This is a genomic window from Streptomyces sp. NBC_01481 (assembly GCF_026339995.1).
GTDB lineage: Bacteria > Actinomycetota > Actinomycetes > Streptomycetales > Streptomycetaceae > Streptomyces.
Genome location: NZ_JAPEPT010000002.1, coordinates 89,455 through 104,725, shown reverse-complemented (window position 1 = coordinate 104,725; position 15,271 = coordinate 89,455). Strand labels below are relative to the sequence as shown.

At 70.7% G+C, this 15,271-nt stretch carries 12 protein-coding genes; 3 read left to right on the top strand and 9 right to left on the bottom strand.

Annotation, left to right across the window (positions count from 1 at the left end):
- Window positions 1–118: 118 nt before the first annotated feature.
- The 9 genes from OOK40_RS10905 to OOK40_RS10865 all read right to left on the bottom strand — a co-directional run bounded on the left by OOK40_RS10905 (window position 119) and on the right by OOK40_RS10865 (window position 11,194).
- Window positions 119–2,812, bottom strand: a complete 2,694-nt coding sequence (locus OOK40_RS10905) for a fumarate reductase/succinate dehydrogenase flavoprotein subunit (protein ID WP_323136050.1) — start codon at window positions 2,810–2,812, stop codon at window positions 119–121.
- A gap of 11 nt (window positions 2,813–2,823) precedes the next feature.
- Window positions 2,824–3,597 carry an ABC transporter ATP-binding protein gene (locus OOK40_RS10900; protein WP_266479332.1) on the bottom strand — a complete coding sequence of 258 codons (774 nt, stop codon included), beginning with the start codon at window positions 3,595–3,597 and terminating at the stop codon, window positions 2,824–2,826.
- Between the two features lie 145 nt (window positions 3,598–3,742).
- Complete coding sequence (locus tag OOK40_RS10895) at window positions 3,743–4,651, bottom strand: ABC transporter permease (protein ID WP_266479330.1); 909 nt, start codon at window positions 4,649–4,651, stop codon at window positions 3,743–3,745.
- Window positions 4,648–5,994 (bottom strand): ABC transporter substrate-binding protein, encoded by a 1,347-nt coding sequence (locus OOK40_RS10890; RefSeq protein WP_266479327.1) that lies wholly within the window; start codon window positions 5,992–5,994, stop codon window positions 4,648–4,650. The genes OOK40_RS10895 and OOK40_RS10890 overlap by 4 nt, the downstream gene beginning before the upstream one ends.
- Window positions 5,995–6,024: 30 nt before the next feature.
- Window positions 6,025–6,252 carry a ferredoxin family protein gene (locus OOK40_RS10885; RefSeq protein WP_266479325.1) on the bottom strand — a complete coding sequence of 76 codons (228 nt, stop codon included), beginning with the start codon at window positions 6,250–6,252 and terminating at the stop codon, window positions 6,025–6,027.
- A gap of 32 nt (window positions 6,253–6,284) precedes the next feature.
- On the bottom strand, window positions 6,285–7,055 hold the full coding sequence (locus OOK40_RS10880; protein WP_266479322.1) for a GntR family transcriptional regulator: 771 nt from the start codon (window positions 7,053–7,055) through the stop codon (window positions 6,285–6,287).
- Window positions 7,056–7,184: 129 nt separating this feature from the next.
- Window positions 7,185–7,880 (bottom strand): GPP34 family phosphoprotein, encoded by a 696-nt coding sequence (locus tag OOK40_RS10875; RefSeq protein WP_266479319.1) that lies wholly within the window; start codon window positions 7,878–7,880, stop codon window positions 7,185–7,187.
- Window positions 7,880–9,109, bottom strand: a complete 1,230-nt coding sequence (fahA, locus tag OOK40_RS10870; RefSeq protein ID WP_266479317.1) for a fumarylacetoacetase — start codon at window positions 9,107–9,109, stop codon at window positions 7,880–7,882. The genes OOK40_RS10875 and fahA overlap by 1 nt, the downstream gene beginning before the upstream one ends.
- Before the next feature lie 84 nt (window positions 9,110–9,193).
- Window positions 9,194–11,194: a CocE/NonD family hydrolase gene (locus OOK40_RS10865; protein WP_266479315.1), complete on the bottom strand. Its 2,001-nt coding sequence runs from the start codon at window positions 11,192–11,194 to the stop codon at window positions 9,194–9,196.
- 175 nt (window positions 11,195–11,369) lie between these two features.
- Here OOK40_RS10865 and OOK40_RS10860 point away from each other — a divergent pair, with 175 nt between their 5' ends.
- The 3 genes from OOK40_RS10860 (at window position 11,370) to OOK40_RS10850 (ending at window position 15,184) form a co-directional block, all read left to right on the top strand.
- The gene (locus OOK40_RS10860) at window positions 11,370–12,380 is read left to right on the top strand and encodes a polyprenyl synthetase family protein (protein ID WP_266479313.1); all 1,011 of its coding nucleotides are present in this window, start codon (window positions 11,370–11,372) and stop codon (window positions 12,378–12,380) included.
- 357 nt (window positions 12,381–12,737) lie between these two features.
- Window positions 12,738–13,748: a CHRD domain-containing protein gene (locus OOK40_RS10855; RefSeq protein ID WP_266479307.1), complete on the top strand. Its 1,011-nt coding sequence runs from the start codon at window positions 12,738–12,740 to the stop codon at window positions 13,746–13,748.
- Between the two features lie 173 nt (window positions 13,749–13,921).
- A complete protein-coding gene (locus OOK40_RS10850; RefSeq protein ID WP_266479304.1) occupies window positions 13,922–15,184 on the top strand; it encodes a DUF2092 domain-containing protein in 1,263 nt (420 codons plus the stop codon).
- Window positions 15,185–15,271: the final 87 nt, after the last annotated feature.

Genomic DNA, 15,271 nt, shown 5'->3' with positions numbered 1-15,271 from the left:
GGAAATTGATCAGGCCCCCACGCACGTGTGAACGAATCACGTGCCGTTGACGCGCCCCGCGTCACCGTGGGCGTCCGCGACCAGAATGATCACGCGCTCCCGCCTGGTCTGCCGCCGCTCAGGCCGGGGTAGCTGCCCGGGCGGCGTAGGCGCGTACGTCCGCGTCGGGGTCCTGGACCGCCGTGGACAGGGCCGCGCGGGCCTCCGGGGTGGTGGAGTGGCGGAGCAGGGACAGGACCGCCGCCTTGCGGACGTCGGCGTTCGGGTCGGCGAGGGCCTTGGTCAGGGCGGGGACGGCGAGTTCGGGGCCGGCCGCGCCCAGGGCCGAGGCTGCACCCGCGCGGATCTGCCAGGCGGGGGCGGTCAGTGCGGTGACGGCCGTGGTGTCGTACGGGGCGGGGCAGCCGGTGGTGGACAGGGTGGCGAGTGCGGCCGCGCGGACCAGGATGTCCGGGTCGTGGAGCAGGGGGGCGAGCGCTCCCGGATCGGTCAGGCTGCGGGCCACCGTGACGCGGACCTCGCGGGCCGGGTCGGCCGTCGCGCGGGCGACGGCGTCGAGCGCGTCGACCGAGACCAGAGCGCGTACGGACGCGATGCGGACCTCGATGTCCGGGTCGTCAAGTGTCCGGGTGTAGGCCACGGCGTCGCCCAGGCGCAGGGCGCGCAGGACGTCGAGCGCGGTGGAGCGGACCGTGGGGTCGTCGCAGCCGAGTGCCACCAGCAGCAGAGCGCTCAACTCGCCCGTCGGCGGCAAGACTTCCACCAGCTCCTGGAGGGAGGCCGCTGCCCCCGCCCGTACCGCCGCGTCCTCGTCCACCAGGGAGGCAGCGAGTGCCGGGCCTGTGCCGTCCGGGGTGGTCTCGGTGAGCGTGGCGACGGCGGCGGCCCGGACTGCAGGGTCGGCGTCGGACAGGTAGGGGCTCAACTCCGCCAGCGAGGGCTCCTCTTCGGTAAGGGCGAGGAGTTCGAGGATGCGGGGGGAGTGGGCGGATACCTGCGTCTCGGCGCGTACGGGAGCGGCGATGCGGGAGCCGGTCGGCGCGATATCGCGCTGTCCGGCCGTGGAGACCTGCTCCGGGTGGACCTCCCCGAGGTGGCGGGACAGCCCGCCGGTGGGACTGAACTCCTCGACCGGCACCAGATAGGGGGAGACCGGGCGGGCCGTGAACTCCATTGCCGCGGACGGGGATTTGCGCAGGTCCAGGTGGTGCAGCCAGTCCTCGTCGTCGCGCTGCGGGTGGTCCGTACGCTCGTGGTACAGGCCCCAGCGGGATTCCGTACGGGCGAGTGAGGAGCGCGCCGCCATCTCGGCGCAGTCGCGGATGAAGCTCACCTCGGCGCAGCGCATCAGCTCGTGCGGGGTCTCGGCGCCCATCTCGGCGATCTCGCCGCGCATCCGCTCGAAGTGCTCCACGGCGAGGGAGAGCCGGGCGCCGGACTTGGGCGGCGCGACGTAGTCGTTCACGAAGCGGCGGAGTTTGTACTCGACCTGGGTCTGCGGCGGGCCGTCCGGGTTGCGCAGGGGGCGATAGATCAGCTCGTGGGCTTCCCGGATCTGGTCGGCGGGCAATTCGCCTTCGTACGCCGTGAATTGCGAGGCATCGGCCCCCGCCAGGTCGCCGAAGACGAACGCGCCGATCATGTAGTTGTGCGGGACGCAGGCCAGGTCACCTGCGGCGTACAGACCGGGCACGGTGGTGCGGGCGTGGTCGTCGACGCGTACGCCGGATGCCGAGTGTCCGCCGCACAGGCCGATCTCCGAGATGTGCATCTCGACGTCGTGGGTGCGGTAGTCGTGGCCGCGGTTCGCGTGGAATGTGCCGCGAGTGGGGCGTTCGGTGGAGTGCAGGATGCCCTCCAGCGCGCTGATGGACTCTTCCGGGAGATGGCTGAGCTTGAGATAGACCGGGCCGCGGTCGGAGGCGAGTTCGGCGGCGAACTCCGACATCATCTGGCCCGACCAGTAGTCGGAGTCGACGAAGCGCTCGCCGTGGCGGTTGACCTGGTATCCGCCGAAGGGGTTGGCGACGTATGCGCAGGCCGGGCCGTTGTAGTCCTTGATCAGCGGGTTGATCTGGAAGCACTCGATGCCGGTGAGTTCGGCGCCGGCGTGGTAGGCCATGGCGTAGCCGTCACCGGCGTTGGTGGGGTTCTCGTACGTGCCGTAGAGATAGCCGGAGGCCGGCAGACCGAGGCGGCCGCAGGCGCCGGTGGCCAGGATGACCGCGCCCGCGCGGACCGTGACGAACCCGCCGGTGCGGGTGTTGAGACCGGCCGCGCCCACGGCCCGGCCGTCCGCCGTCAGGACCCGGACCGGCATGACGCGGTTCTCGATCCGGATGCGTTCGCGCATCTCGCGTCGGCGCAGTTGACGGTAGAGGACCTTCTTGACGTCCTTGCCCTCGGGCATGGGCAGGACGTACGAGCCGGAGCGGTGCACCTGGCGGACCGCGTATTCACCGTGTTCGTCCTTCTCGAACTTCACGCCGTACGACTCCAGGCGCTGCACCATGCCGAAGCCGCGGGTCGCCGTCTGGCGGACCGTGGACTGGTCGACGATGCCGTCGTTGGCGCGGGTGATCTCCGCGACATAGTCGTCGGGCTCGGCGCGGCCGGGGATGACGGCGTTGTTGACTCCGTCCATGCCCATGGCGAGGGCGCCCGAGTGGCGGACGTGTGCCTTTTCCAGGAGGAGCACGTTCGCGCCGCGCTCGGCGGCTGTGAGCGCGGCCATCGTCCCGGCCGTGCCGCCGCCGATGACAAGGACGTCGCAGGTCAGTTCCTCGGCGTCGGTGAGAGCGGGGATCTGCACGGTCGTGCCTTTCACTTGGTACCGAGAGATTCGAGTACGTCGCGGCGCAGGGCGACGGTCGCGGGATCGTTGTGGGCCTCCCGGTCACGCGGGCGCGGTACGTCCAGGACGCGGCCGGTACCGAGGAGGGCGACCCGGTCGCCCAGGAAGATCGCCTCGTCCACGTCGTGAGTGACGAAGACGACGGTCGCGCCGGTGCCGCGCAGCACGTCGACGAGCAGTTGCTGCATACCGGCCCTCGTCTGCGCGTCGAGCGCGCCGAACGGCTCGTCCATCAGGACGGCGCGGGGCTCGGCGGCGAGGGCGCGGGCGAGCTGGACGCGTTGGCGCTGGCCGCCGGAGATTCGGTAGGGGAGGTGGGCGGCGCGGTCGGCGAGGCCGACGCGGTCCAGCCACTGCTCGGCCTTGCGGCGGCGGTCGGTCCGGCTCGATCCCATGATGGCGAGGGGCAGTTCGACGTTGGCGCGGACGGTGCGCCAGGGGAGCAGGGCGTCGTCCTGGAAGACCAGGGCGCGTTCGGCGCGGGGGGCGGTGATGGGGGCGCCGTCCTGCTCGACGGCTCCGTGGAGTGCGGGGAGCAGTCCGGCGAGGGTGCGCAGGAGGGTGGACTTGCCGCAGCCCGACGGTCCGACGACGGTCAGGATCTCGCCGGGGGCGACGTCGAGATCGAGGCTGTCGAGGACGGGGGCGCCGGGGCGGCCGAGGGTTACGCGGGAGAGGGTGAGGTGGGCGCCGCGGGGTGCTGTTTGCGTGGTGGGGGCGAGGGTCTCGGAACGGGTGGTCACGGTTTGCGCCTCCTTGGGGGCGGATGGGAATCGGGGTGCGGTGGCGGGCGGGGGCCGCTGCGCGGGCCTGTTCCCCTACCCGCCCTTTCCCGAACTGGGGCTCCGCCCCAGACCCCGCTCCTCAAACGCCGGAGGGGCTGAGTATTCAGCCCGTCCGGCGATTGAGGACACGGCCGAAGGCCGTACGGGGGGCTGGGGGATCGCCCCCGGTTACGGGAAGGGGCGGGGTGGGGGAAAGCCCCGCAGGGCGCGCCCGTACCCGCGCCCGCGCCGCGCCCACCGACCCCCCGTGCTCCGTCCGCGGGAGCCACCGCGTCACCCGGCGACCCGCCAGTTCCACCGCCGTCGACGTCAGCCAGCCGAGGACTCCGATCGTCGCCATCCCCACGAACACGCCGGGGTAGTCGACCACCGTGTAGTCCTGCCAGGTGCGGTAACCCACCCCGTACTCCCCGGAGATCATCTCCGCCGAGATCACGCAGATCCACGAGACGCCGATCCCGACCGACAGTCCGCCGAGGATGCCCGGCAGTGCTCCCGGCAGGACCACCGAACCGAGGACCCGCCACCGTCCCCCGCCCATCGTGAGAACTGCCTCTTCCCAGACCGGGGTCAGGGCGCGCACCGCGTGGCGGGTGGAGACCATGACCGGGAAGAACGCCGCGGTGAAGGTGATGAAGACGATGCCCTGTTCATTGCTGGGGAAGAGCAGGATCGCCACTGGCACCAGCGCGATCGCCGGGATGGGGCGCAGGACTTCGAGAACCGGGCCGAGCAGGTCCGCCACGAGGCGCGAGCGGGCGATGGCCGTGCCGACGGCCACGCCTGCGACCGCCGCCAGGGCGAAGCCGGTGACGATACGGGTGAGGCTGTCGGTGAGGTCCTGCCAGTACGGGCCGCTGCCGACCCGTTCCCCGAACTCCCGCGCCACGTCGACGACCGTCGGGAACTGCTCGAAGCGCAGCCACAGATTGATGTCGAGCGCGGTCAGCAGCTGCCACAGCCCGAGCGCCCCGGCGAGCGAGAGGACACGCAGGAGGCGCCGCGCGGTCATGACGCCCGCTTCAGGGCTTCGGCGTACGGGACGGTACGAGCACCCGCGTGCCCCGAGACGTACGCGGCCGCACCCGAACGGGTCACGAAGGGCAGCAGCTTCACGCCGTCCGCCACCCATACCGCCTTGTCCGCGAACCAGAGCGTCCCGGTCGTGGCATCGGGGACGTACGCGGCCCGTACCTGGCCCTTTTGCGCGGTGATGTGGCGCAGCAGCTCGGCCGGAGCGGCGAAGGACCGCGTCGAGCCGGTCTTGAGCCAGACCTCGCTCTTCGCAGCCTCCGGGGCCGCCGCGAGCGCCTTCGCATAGCCGTCGCCCAACGCCCGCTTCACGTACTGCTCGTCGACGAAGGCGTCCACATTCACGTCGCCCACCAGCTTGGCCGACTTCAGCACCGGCACGTCCTTCTTCAGCGCGTCCACCAGCTCCGCCCGCAGGGCCGGGCCGAAGGTGGCGATGCCGTTGGGGCCGTTGTAGAGGTAGACGACCTCGGGCGGCAGTCCGGTCGCCTCGGCCACCGACTCCGCCGCCGCGACCGGCTGCTTGTTCAGGTAGTCCGTCGCGGCGGCCTGCGCGCGCAGGAAGTCCTCCAGTACGACGGGCCGCTTCTTCGCGAAGTCCTCACGGACAGTGACCCCGTGGAAGGTCGGAAGGTTCAGCTCCGCCCCGTCGTACAGCGCCTGTGCCCGGCCCTGGAAGGCGAGCAGCCCCGGCCAGGCCACGAACTGCGAGAGCGCGTCAGTGCTGCCCGCCTGGAGCGCCGACGCGCCCACCGCGGGCTGCTGGTTGAGCTTGCGGATGTCCTTCTCCGGGTCGATGTCCGCCCGTTGGAGCGCCCGTACGAGCGTCCCGTCGGCGGCCGATCCGACGCTCGTGGAGACCTTCCGGCCGCGCAGGTCCTTGAGCGAGGCGAGCTCCGAACCGGGCGCGGTGACGATGGTGTTGAGGCCGCCGCGCAGGTTGTAGCCGGTCACGGAGACGAGCTTCGTCGGCCGGTTCAGCTGCTTGCCGCGCGCGGCGTTGATGAGCAGCGGGAAGTCGCCCATCGAGCCGATGTCGACCTTCCCGGCGGTCATCTGGGCGGTGATCGGCGCGCCCGTGGCGTAGTCCTGCCACTTCACCTTGTACATGACGCCCTCGCGCTTGCCGCGGGCCGCGAGCTCCCGTTCGAAGTAGCCGAGCGAGCGCAGCAGCGTCCCGGCCGTGACGGTGTTGATGGTCTTGGACTGATAACCGACGGTGACGGTGACCGTGCCGGAGTCGCCTGCGCTCGCGTCGCCGCCGCAGCCGGTGAGGGGCAGCAGCAGGGCGGCGGCGAGGAACGCGAGTGGCTTGCGTGTCATGGGAGTTCGGACCTCTCGACCTTGCCGGGTTCACCGGAGCAGATAGGGCATGTTGACCGTGACCGCGTCCGTGGGACACCTGGCAGCGCACGGGCCGCAGTACCAGCACTCGTCGACGTGCATATAGGCCTTGCCGCTGTCCGGGTTGATCGCGAGGGAGTCGAGCGGGCACATGTCGACGCAGAGGGTGCAGCCGTCGATGCACTTCGACTCGTCGATGGTCACGGGCACGTCGGCGCGCTGGGGTGCCAGAGGCATGGCTGTCTCCCGGAAAGAGGTGCGGGTGAGGGTCAGGCGGAGCGGTGGAGCAGCCCGCTCATCGTGATGCGGTCGCCACGGAAGCGGATGAACTCCAGGTCCACGGGGCGTCCGTCGGACAGATGCGTGAGACGTTCGAGCATGAGCACGGCGGCGCCGCGCGGGGCTTCGAGCACGGTGGCGGAGTGCGCGTCGGCGTTGACGGCTTCCAGGGTGATCTCGGCCCTGCCCAACTGCTGCCCGGTGAGGCTTTCGAGCAGCCGGAACACATCGGTGTGCTCCAGGTCGCAGCCGAGCAGCCCGGAGCCGAGGTCCATGGGGATATAGGTGAGGTCGAGGGAGAGGGGCAGGCCGTTCAGCCTGCGCAGCCGCTCGATGTAGAGCACGTCGGTGTGCTCAGTGATGCCGAGTCGCCGGGCCACGGGTGCGGGCGCGGGGACGGGACCGACCGTACGGACTTCGTTGGTGACGTCGCCGTGTTCGCGCAGGGTCTCGGCGAGACCCTGCAGCCGGTCCAGGCCGTGCGGGTACTTCTCGGACACCACGACGGTGCCGACGCCGGGCTGCCGCTCGATGAGCCCCTCCGTACGAAGGAGATCCAGCGCCTGCCGGACGGTGTTGCGGGAGACGCGGTAGTCGTCGCCGATGGTGCCTTCCAGTGGCAGTACGCCGCCGGGGAAGCCGCCCGTACGCATCTGGTGGCGCAACAGGTCGGCGAGCTGCCGCGCCTGGTCCGCGCGCAGCCGCCGCCGGCGCGCCGCGGCGACCGGCACGGTGTGCTCACGGATTCGTTCGGCTGGCATGCGGTGGACCATACCGAGGCTTTCCCACCTGTGGTGTTGCCAGAGTGTTGCGCCACCGGCGACCGCTGAAACACCCCGCTGACCTGCGATGATGTCGATCAGTGGGGAAGATCTGCCACCCCGGGCACGTCAGTCGCCTCCGCCGCCCCCGCCGTCGCCTCCGCCGTCGGACCCGCCCCCGTCCCCGACGCTGATGCTGCTCGACCGCTTGTCCTGCTTGACGGCGCGGTGCACCGCGTACGGTGCCCACTCCTCCCGTACGAGAATGCGCAGCGCGCCGCTCTCCCGCCAGGTCCGGTCCGGGTGCAGTACCCGGGCAAGGCCGATCGCCGTGGTGAAGGCGGCCAGCAGCCTGCTGCGGCGGTCCGGGAAGCCGGCCGTCACCGACTGGGTGTAGCGCCCCCGAGCCGGTGACGACCAGTCCTCGGTCGCCGCGGGGTAGCGGTGGTACGGGAAGAGGCCGAGGAAACGGCGAGTCTCCTCCCGCAGCGCACCGCGCCCCACCAGGTGGTGCAGGCACAGATCCTCGACCTGACGCCCGGTGCTCCTGACCCAGCGCCGGGCATGGACGCCGTCGCCGAACCGGCTCCCGCGCGGGGCCGGAAGGCTCGCCAGGATCTGCGCCGAGAGCGGGTTCTGCGGCGGCAGCGGATTGACCACCGTCACCCGGCCGCGCGCCTCGGCGACCCTGCCCTGGAGCTCCAGTTCGGCGAGGGCCGCGCCGGCCAGCCCGTACTGGAGGTAGCTCCTGTTGCAGTGCCGGCGGCCCGTCGCCGGGTCGAGGGCGAGCAGCAACAGCTCCTCGGGCAGGGTGAGTTCGCTCATCAGCCGGTGCTCGGGACGATCCGGCCGGTCACTTCGCCGAGGCCCACCCGGGTGCCGTCCGGGCCGGGCGCCCACGCGGTCATCGTCACCACGTCGCCGTCTTCCAGGAAGGTCCGCTTGCCTTCGGGGAGTTCGAGGATGTCCCGGCCGTTCCAGGTGAGTTCGAGGAGCGAGCCGCGCATGTGGACCTCGGGGCCGCTGACCGTGCCGGAGCCGAAGAGGTCGCCCGTACGCAGGGACGCGCCGTTGACCGTCATATGAGCCAGCTGCTGGGCGGCTGTCCAGTACATCGTGGCGAACGGCGGCTCGGAGATCACATGGCCGTTGATCGCAACCGTGATGCGCACATCGAAGCCGCCCGGCTCGTCCTCGCCGGAGTCGTCGAGATAGGGCAGCAGATCGAAGTCGCGGGCGGGCGGGGCGGTCCGCGCCGCGTCGAGTGCCTCCAGGGGGGTCACCCAGGCCGAGACGGATGTCGCGAAGGACTTGCCGAGGAAGGGGCCGAGCGGGACGTACTCCCAGGCCTGGATGTCGCGCGCCGACCAGTCGTTGAGGAGCGAGAGCCCGAAGACATGCTCGCGGAAGTCCCCGAGCGGCATGGGAGTGCCCAGCTCGGTGGGGGTGCCGACGAGGAAGCCGACCTCCGCCTCGATGTCGAGCTTGACCGAGGGGCCGAAGACAGGGGCGGCGTCCGCGGGCGTCTTGCGCTGGCCGGAGGGGCGCACCACATCCGTGCCGGAGACGACGACGGTGCCGGCCCGGCCGTGGTAACCGATGGGCAGGTGCTTCCAGTTGGGGGTCAGCGCGTCCCCGTCCGGCCGGAAGATCTTGCCGACGTTGGTGGCGTGGTGCTCGCTCGCGTAGAAGTCGACATAGTCGGCGACCTCGTACGGGAGATGCAGCGTGACCGAGTCGAGCGGGTGCAGCAGCGGCTCAATGTCCGCGCGGTGGGCGGGCACCGTGACCCAGGCGGTGAGCGCGCGGCGCACATCGCGCCAGGCGGTGCGGCCCGCGGCGAGCAGCGGATTGAGGCTCGGCTGTGCCAGCAGCGCGGCATAGGGGGATCCGAGGGTGTGGGCCGCGGCCCCGGCGTCGAGCACATGGCCGCCGATGCGGACGCCGAGCCGCCGGCGGCCGGGCTCGTCGGCCGTGCTGAAAACGCCGTACGGCAGGTTGTGCGGGCCGAAGGGATCGCCCTCGGCCAGATCGAGCGGGCTCTGCTCGGGCATCGGTGCTTGCCTCGCTTTCCACGGGTGTGGGTCCCACGTTACGTGGATGTTCCCCCGCCGCGGCAGGCCGCCCGGCCTGCGCTGTCACCCGGCCATTCGGGGGATCCGCCGCTCCCAGGTGTGGTGGAAGACGATCTCGCGGCCGTCCCGGCAGACCACCTCGTCCCGGGTGATGAAGTCGGCAGCGTCGCAGCCGACTTCGGAGCGGGTCTCGATCCGCACGTCCCAGGCCAGCTCGGGCCGGTGCAGCCGGATCGTCCAGGTGGAGCGGGTGTGCGCGGAGTGCGGGTCGCGCTCGCGGATCGTGTAGGTCTCCAGCGCGTCCTCCGTGTACTCGAGGCCGTCCGGATGAACGAGCGTGGCGCCGTGGCGCGGGTCGGTCTCGACGCGCCATTCGCCCTTGGCGACGTCCCGGGTCACCAGCCGCCCGGGCCGCGGCTCGTCGAGCGTCACGGGGGAGCTGACGCCGAGCGGCTCGGACTGTTCCGGCTCCTCGAAGACGATCTTGTACTCGGCGCCCGCGCCCGGATCGCGTACGGGGAGCTCCAGACGGGAGCCCGCCGGGTCGAGGGTGAAACCCGCGGAGCCACTGTGGGGCCAGATCCAGGGCCAGTACGCGGAGGAGACGGCGAGCCGGATGCGGTGGCCCGGGGGGAAGGTGTGGCCGATGCCGTTCAGCTCGAAGGCCACGTCCTCGGTCGTGCCGGGCTGCCAGGCGTTTGCGCGTTCGCGGCCGTGGCGGGCGGAGAGGCTCAGTACGCCGCGGGTGACAAGGGTGGAGGAGCCGTCCGGGGCGACGTCGCAGAGGCGGGCGATCGCCTGGCCGTAGGGCACGTCCGGGCGCAGCCGCAGGGTGACCCGGGGGCGGCCCAGGATCTCGACCGGCGCGTCGGTGACCGGGAATTCGAAGCAGGCCGAGCGGGCGTCCTCGTCGCGCTGGTCGGGCGGCAGATCGGCGTCGTTGCCGGTGGGGAGGAAGCGTCCGGCCTCCAGGCCGGTGTGCTGCGGCGAGTCGACGATGACCGGCTCGCCCGTCAGCGCGTACGGCACGGAGGTGATGTGCGGCGAGGGCCAGGCGGGGTCGCCGACCCAGCGGCCGGGCAGTTCGGAGTAGACGGTCGCGGGCCGGTGCGACTCGCTGATCCAGGAGCGCAGCAGGGGCTCGGCCATGACGCCGGAGTCCCTGCCCTTCAGCCAGTGGTCCCACCAGCGGAGCGTCTCCTGGAGAAAACCGATCGCGGGTCCCGGCGGGCGGCCGCGGTCGGGGTACTCGTGCGGCCACGGGCCGATCAGGCCGCGTACCCGGTCCGGTGGCAGCTGCTCGACCAGGCGCAGCACCGTGTCCCGGTACGGATCGTGCCAGCCGCCGACCGCCAGGACCGCCGCGTCGAGGGCGGCGTAGTTCTCGCGGATGCTGCTCTGTTTCCAGTAGTCGTCGCGGATCTGGTGGGCGAGCCAGGTGTGGATGAAGGGGGAAAGGGCCTCCAGCCGGTTCAGCCACTGCTCGCGCCAGGCATCGCCGACGTGGAGCGGGTCGGGCGGCCGGGCGGTGAAGGCGAGCAGGGTCGCGGCCCAGGCGGGCATCCCGCCGGCCAGGACCGAACCGCCCATGTAGTGCGCGTCGTTGTCGTAGCGGTCGTCCGTGGAGCAGACGGTGACGATGGCCTTCAGCGGCTCGGGTGCGAGGGCGGCGATCCGCAGGGCGTCGGTGCCGCCCCAGGAGATCCCGAACATCCCCACCCGGCCCGTGCACCAGGGCTGTCCGGCCAGCCAGTTGATCACCTCGACCCCGTCGGCGGCCTCGGTGGTGTCGTACGCGTCGCCGGGCAGTCCCTCGCTGTTGCCGTGTCCGCGCACATCGACCCGTACGGAGGCGTAGCCGTGGCCCGCGTACCAGGGGTGGCGCTGGTAGTCGCGCGGCGCGGTCCAGTCGGTCAGCCGGTAGGGCACATATTCGAGCAGGGCGGGAACGGGTTCGCCCGTCAGCGGCCGCCAGATGCGCGCGTACAGCCGTGTGCCGTCCTTGAGGGGGATACGGACGTCCTCATGGGCGGTCTCGTACGGAAAGTCGGTGCGGATGCGCATGGCGGGAGCTTCCTGGCGAAAGGGTCACTCGATGTCGTACCAGCTGATCACGAACATACCGGCGGTGACGGGAAGGCGCCCATGGTGATCGAAAGGCGACCGGATACGCTGACTTGAGTGAATCCAGCGACACATCGACAATCCGTGTGACCGTCAGCAGACAGGAGATCCCCTCGTGACCGTCGTCGGGCCGTTCGGGCTGAGCGTGCGGGACCAGGCTCTTGAGGCCGATGTCCAGACCGGATTGGCGGCTGTCGAGGCGGGTCTGCTCGATGCCACCAAGAGCGAGGTGCCCTTCATCACGGAGGCCGCACAGCATCTCGTACGGGCGGGGGGCAAGCGCTTCCGGCCGCTGCTGGTGATGCTCGCGGCCCAGTTCGGTGATCCGTACGCGCCGGGTGTCGTGCCCTCGGCCGTGGTCGTCGAGCTCACCCATCTCGCGACGCTGTACCACGACGATGTGATGGACGAGGCCGATGTGCGGCGTGGCGTGGACAGCGCCAACGCCCGCTGGGGCAACTCCGTGGCCGTGCTGACCGGCGACTTCCTGTTCGCGAGGGCCTCGCACATACTGGCCGATCTGGGCCCCGAGGCCGTACGTATCCAGGCCGAGGCCTTCGAACGGCTGGTCACCGGCCAGATCCTGGAGACGGCGGGGCCGCGCGACGGCCGCGACCCGGTCGAGCACTACCTTGACGTCATCGGCGGCAAGACGGGCTCGCTGATCGCGGTCTCCGGGCGGTTCGGCGCGATGATGTCCGGCGCCGACGAGGGTGTCGTGGACATCCTCACCCAGTACGGGGAGCGGCTCGGCGTGGCCTTCCAGCTCGCCGACGACGTACTCGACATCGCGAGCGACTCGCACGAGTCGGGCAAGACGCCCGGCACGGATCTGCGCGAGGGCATCCCGACGCTGCCGGTGCTGCGTCTGCGCGCGCAGGCCGAGGCGCACGGACGGCCAGAGGATCTGGAGCTCGTCGCTCTGCTGGACAGGGATCTGACGGACGACGTCCGGCACGGCGAGGCGCTGCGGCGGCTGCGTGTCCACCCCGCGCTGGAGCAGGCCAGGCGGGACACCGTGCGGTACGCGGAGGAGGCACGGGCGATGCTCGCCCCGCTGCCCGAGTGCTTTGCGAAGGCTGCCCTGGAGGAGCTCTGCGACGCGGTGGTCCACCGCGCGGGCTAGGGTCTGTCGTTTGGATCAGGCCGGATCAGTGAGCGGGGTCTGGTGCGTGCGATCGCAAGGCGGAGGAAGGAGCCGACGCGGAGCGTCGGCGACTGACGACAACGCGGCGAGCGTGCGTGCCAGGGCACGCGAACCCGGCAAGATCCGAACGACAGGCCCTAGGGCAACGCCCTCGGTCCATGACCGCCGGCGGGCGGACTGACAAGCCAGTTATCACGCCTGCGACCTGCCTTCGGGTTCCACCCGAAGGATGTGACGCAGGTCTCACTCTTGGATTGAGTCCAATCTCGGATCGACTCCGTACTCATGCCGGAAGCCACGCACCGGGCGTTGGCATCAGTACGGGGAGATTTCAGAATGAAGCGCAACAAGGCACTTCTTGTCGGTACGACCGCCGTCGCCACAGCCGCGGGCGTCGCGCTCGCCGTTCTGCCGGCCTTCGCCGACAGCAAGAGCTCCACCGCCGGCCACGGGGGCCAGGGGGACAGCGGCGCGAGCATCTCGGTCCAGAGCGGCGGCAGCGGCCCGGACAGTGCTGCCTCCCTCTTCGTTTCCAGCCTGAACGGCGCCAACGAGGTGCCGGTGCAGGGTGGGCCCGCCGTCGGTGACCGCGACGGCGCCGCGCTGGAGTTCGTGAAGGTCAAGGGTGACAAGGTGTCCGTCGCCGTGAAGTTCCGCGGCACCGACAAGCCGACCGCCCTCCACATCCACCAGGGCGCGAAGGGCACCAACGGCGGCATCAAGATCGACTTCACCGAGCTGGTCGGCAAGGGCAGGACCAAGGCCAAGGGCTGGACCGGCGCCGTCGCCGGCACGGTCAAGGTCAAGGACAAGGCCGTGCTCGACGCCTTCAAGGCCGACCCGAACGGCTTCTACGCCAACCTGCACACCGCACAGTTCCCGGGCGGCGCCGTCCGCGGCCAGTTCCACAAGGTGACCGGCTCCTTCAACTTCGCAGACGCCCTCGACAACTTCCAGGCATCCGTGGTCAAGGGCAAGCAGATCTACGAGTGCAAGAAGGGCGAGGACGGCTCGCTCTCCTTCCAGCAGCGCGATGTGCGCGCCGTCCTCGGCGGGAACATCGCCCACTCCTTCGTCGCCCCCAACTCCGGTACGCCGCAGTGGATCGCGCCGGACCACAGCGCCGTCACCGGAAAGCTGATCAGCAAGACCCCGAATGGCGACAAGAACATCGCCGAGCTGGACCTGAAGGCGACCCAGTCGGGCAAGAAGCGGGGCCTGTTGGCCGGCACGCAGGAGATCTTCCGGCTCAACACCGTGGGCGGCGTCGCCCCGGCCGGCAGCTGTGAGAAGGGAGCCGTCGTCGGCGTCCCCTACGGGGCCGACTACGTCTTCATCCAGAAGTAACCCCTCCTCAACTGGGCCTGCGGCGCTTCCCCTACTGGTCGGGGGAGGCGCCGCGTCCTTCTGTCATCCCATAGCAGTACGCCAAGTTGCTCCCGCGGGCTGACGCTTCCGTTCGCCCGATTTGGTCAGATGGATGCAGTGGAACCTGACCAACCACGGAGGTAGGGCACACCATGGCACCGAACGACAGCGCACAGACCACCGAAGAGGCCGAGGACCTCGCAGCGGGCCGCCGCAGGGCAGCGCGCTACTTCGTCCCGGTCGCGGTGGCCGGGGTGGCGGCGGCGACCATCGGGCTCGTCCCGGCGCTCGCTGCCTCCGGTGACCCGGATCTGCCGAAGATCAGCGCGCAGGAACTCATCGAGAAGATGGCCGCGTCGGAGACCCAGCAGCTGTCCGGCAGCGTGAAGATCAACACGGACCTCGGCCTCCCGCTGGGCGGCCTCGCGGGGCTGGGCGGCGGCTCCTTCGGCCCCAAGGGTGGTGGCGGGGGCGACGGCTCGTCCGCCGATCCCCAGGGCAAGCTGATGGAACTCGCCTCCGGCTCGCACACCCTGCGCGTCGCGGCCGACGGCCCCGACAAGGCGAAGGTCTCCATCCTGGAGGACGCCGCCGAGTACAGCCTGATCCACAACGGCGACGAGGTCTGGGCGTACGACAGCGCCTCGAACGAGGCCTTCCACGCCAAGGACGGCGGCTCCGGTGAGAAGGGCAAGGAGCACGGAGCCCTGCCGAAGGACCTCCCGACCACGCCGAAGCAATTCGCCGACGAGGCGCTGAAGGCCGCGGACGACACCACGTCGGTGACCGTCGGTGGTACCGCGCAGGTGGCAGGGCGCGATGCGTACCAGCTGGTCATCAAGCCCAAGCAGAGCGGTTCGACGATCGGCTCGATCAAGATCGCGGTGGACGCGGAGAACGGCGTCCCGCTGAAGTTCACGCTCACGCCGACCAGCGGCGGCAAGGCCGTGATCGACGCGGGCTTCACCAAGGTCGACTTCTCCAAGCCGGCCGCTTCCACGTTCGACTTCACCCCGCCCAAGGGCGCGAAGGTCACCGAGGCCGACGAGCTGGAGAAGGGCAAGGGCGCCAGGAGCCACGAGGACTTCAAGGGCCCGAAGGACCTCAAGGGTCACGAGGACTTCGAGGGTGCCGAGGACTTCAAGGGCCTGAATGTCATCGGTGAGGGCTGGGCCTCCATCGCGAAGATCGAGATGCCCGGTGGCCAGGGCTCCGGCGCGCCGAAGGACGGCGACGTGCCGCCGGAGGCGAGCAAGCTCCTGGACGCGCTCGGCGACAAGGTCGAGGGGAAGTTCGGCTCGGGCACGGTCTTCACGACCCGCCTGGTCAATGCCCTGATGACGGACGACGGCACGGTCTATGTCGGCGCCGTGACCAAGGACGCGCTCGTGAATGCCGCCAACGAGGGCAAGTAGCCCCACACAGCACTCATTGGGTTGCACGACACGCGCTGACAGTCCGCCCCGCCGTACGCTCCGTACGGCGGGGCGGACCGCTGACCG

What these genes read in the sequence shown, in the direction of transcription:
- OOK40_RS10885 (WP_266479325.1), bottom strand. Translation starts at nt 6,252, where the DNA reads ATGCCTCTGGCACCCCAGCGCGCCGACGTGCCCGTGACCATCGACGAG.
- OOK40_RS10880 (WP_266479322.1), bottom strand. Translation starts at nt 7,055, where the DNA reads ATGCCAGCCGAACGAATCCGTGAGCACACCGTGCCGGTCGCCGCGGCG.
- OOK40_RS10865 (WP_266479315.1), bottom strand. Translation starts at nt 11,194, where the DNA reads ATGCGCATCCGCACCGACTTTCCGTACGAGACCGCCCATGAGGACGTC.
- OOK40_RS10875 (WP_266479319.1), bottom strand. Translation starts at nt 7,880, where the DNA reads ATGAGCGAACTCACCCTGCCCGAGGAGCTGTTGCTGCTCGCCCTCGAC.
- fahA (WP_266479317.1), bottom strand. Translation starts at nt 9,109, where the DNA reads ATGCCCGAGCAGAGCCCGCTCGATCTGGCCGAGGGCGATCCCTTCGGC.
- OOK40_RS10855 (WP_266479307.1), top strand. Translation starts at nt 12,738, where the DNA reads ATGAAGCGCAACAAGGCACTTCTTGTCGGTACGACCGCCGTCGCCACA.
- OOK40_RS10890 (WP_266479327.1), bottom strand. Translation starts at nt 5,994, where the DNA reads ATGACACGCAAGCCACTCGCGTTCCTCGCCGCCGCCCTGCTGCTGCCC.
- OOK40_RS10850 (WP_266479304.1), top strand. Translation starts at nt 13,922, where the DNA reads ATGGCACCGAACGACAGCGCACAGACCACCGAAGAGGCCGAGGACCTC.
- OOK40_RS10895 (WP_266479330.1), bottom strand. Translation starts at nt 4,651, where the DNA reads ATGACCGCGCGGCGCCTCCTGCGTGTCCTCTCGCTCGCCGGGGCGCTC.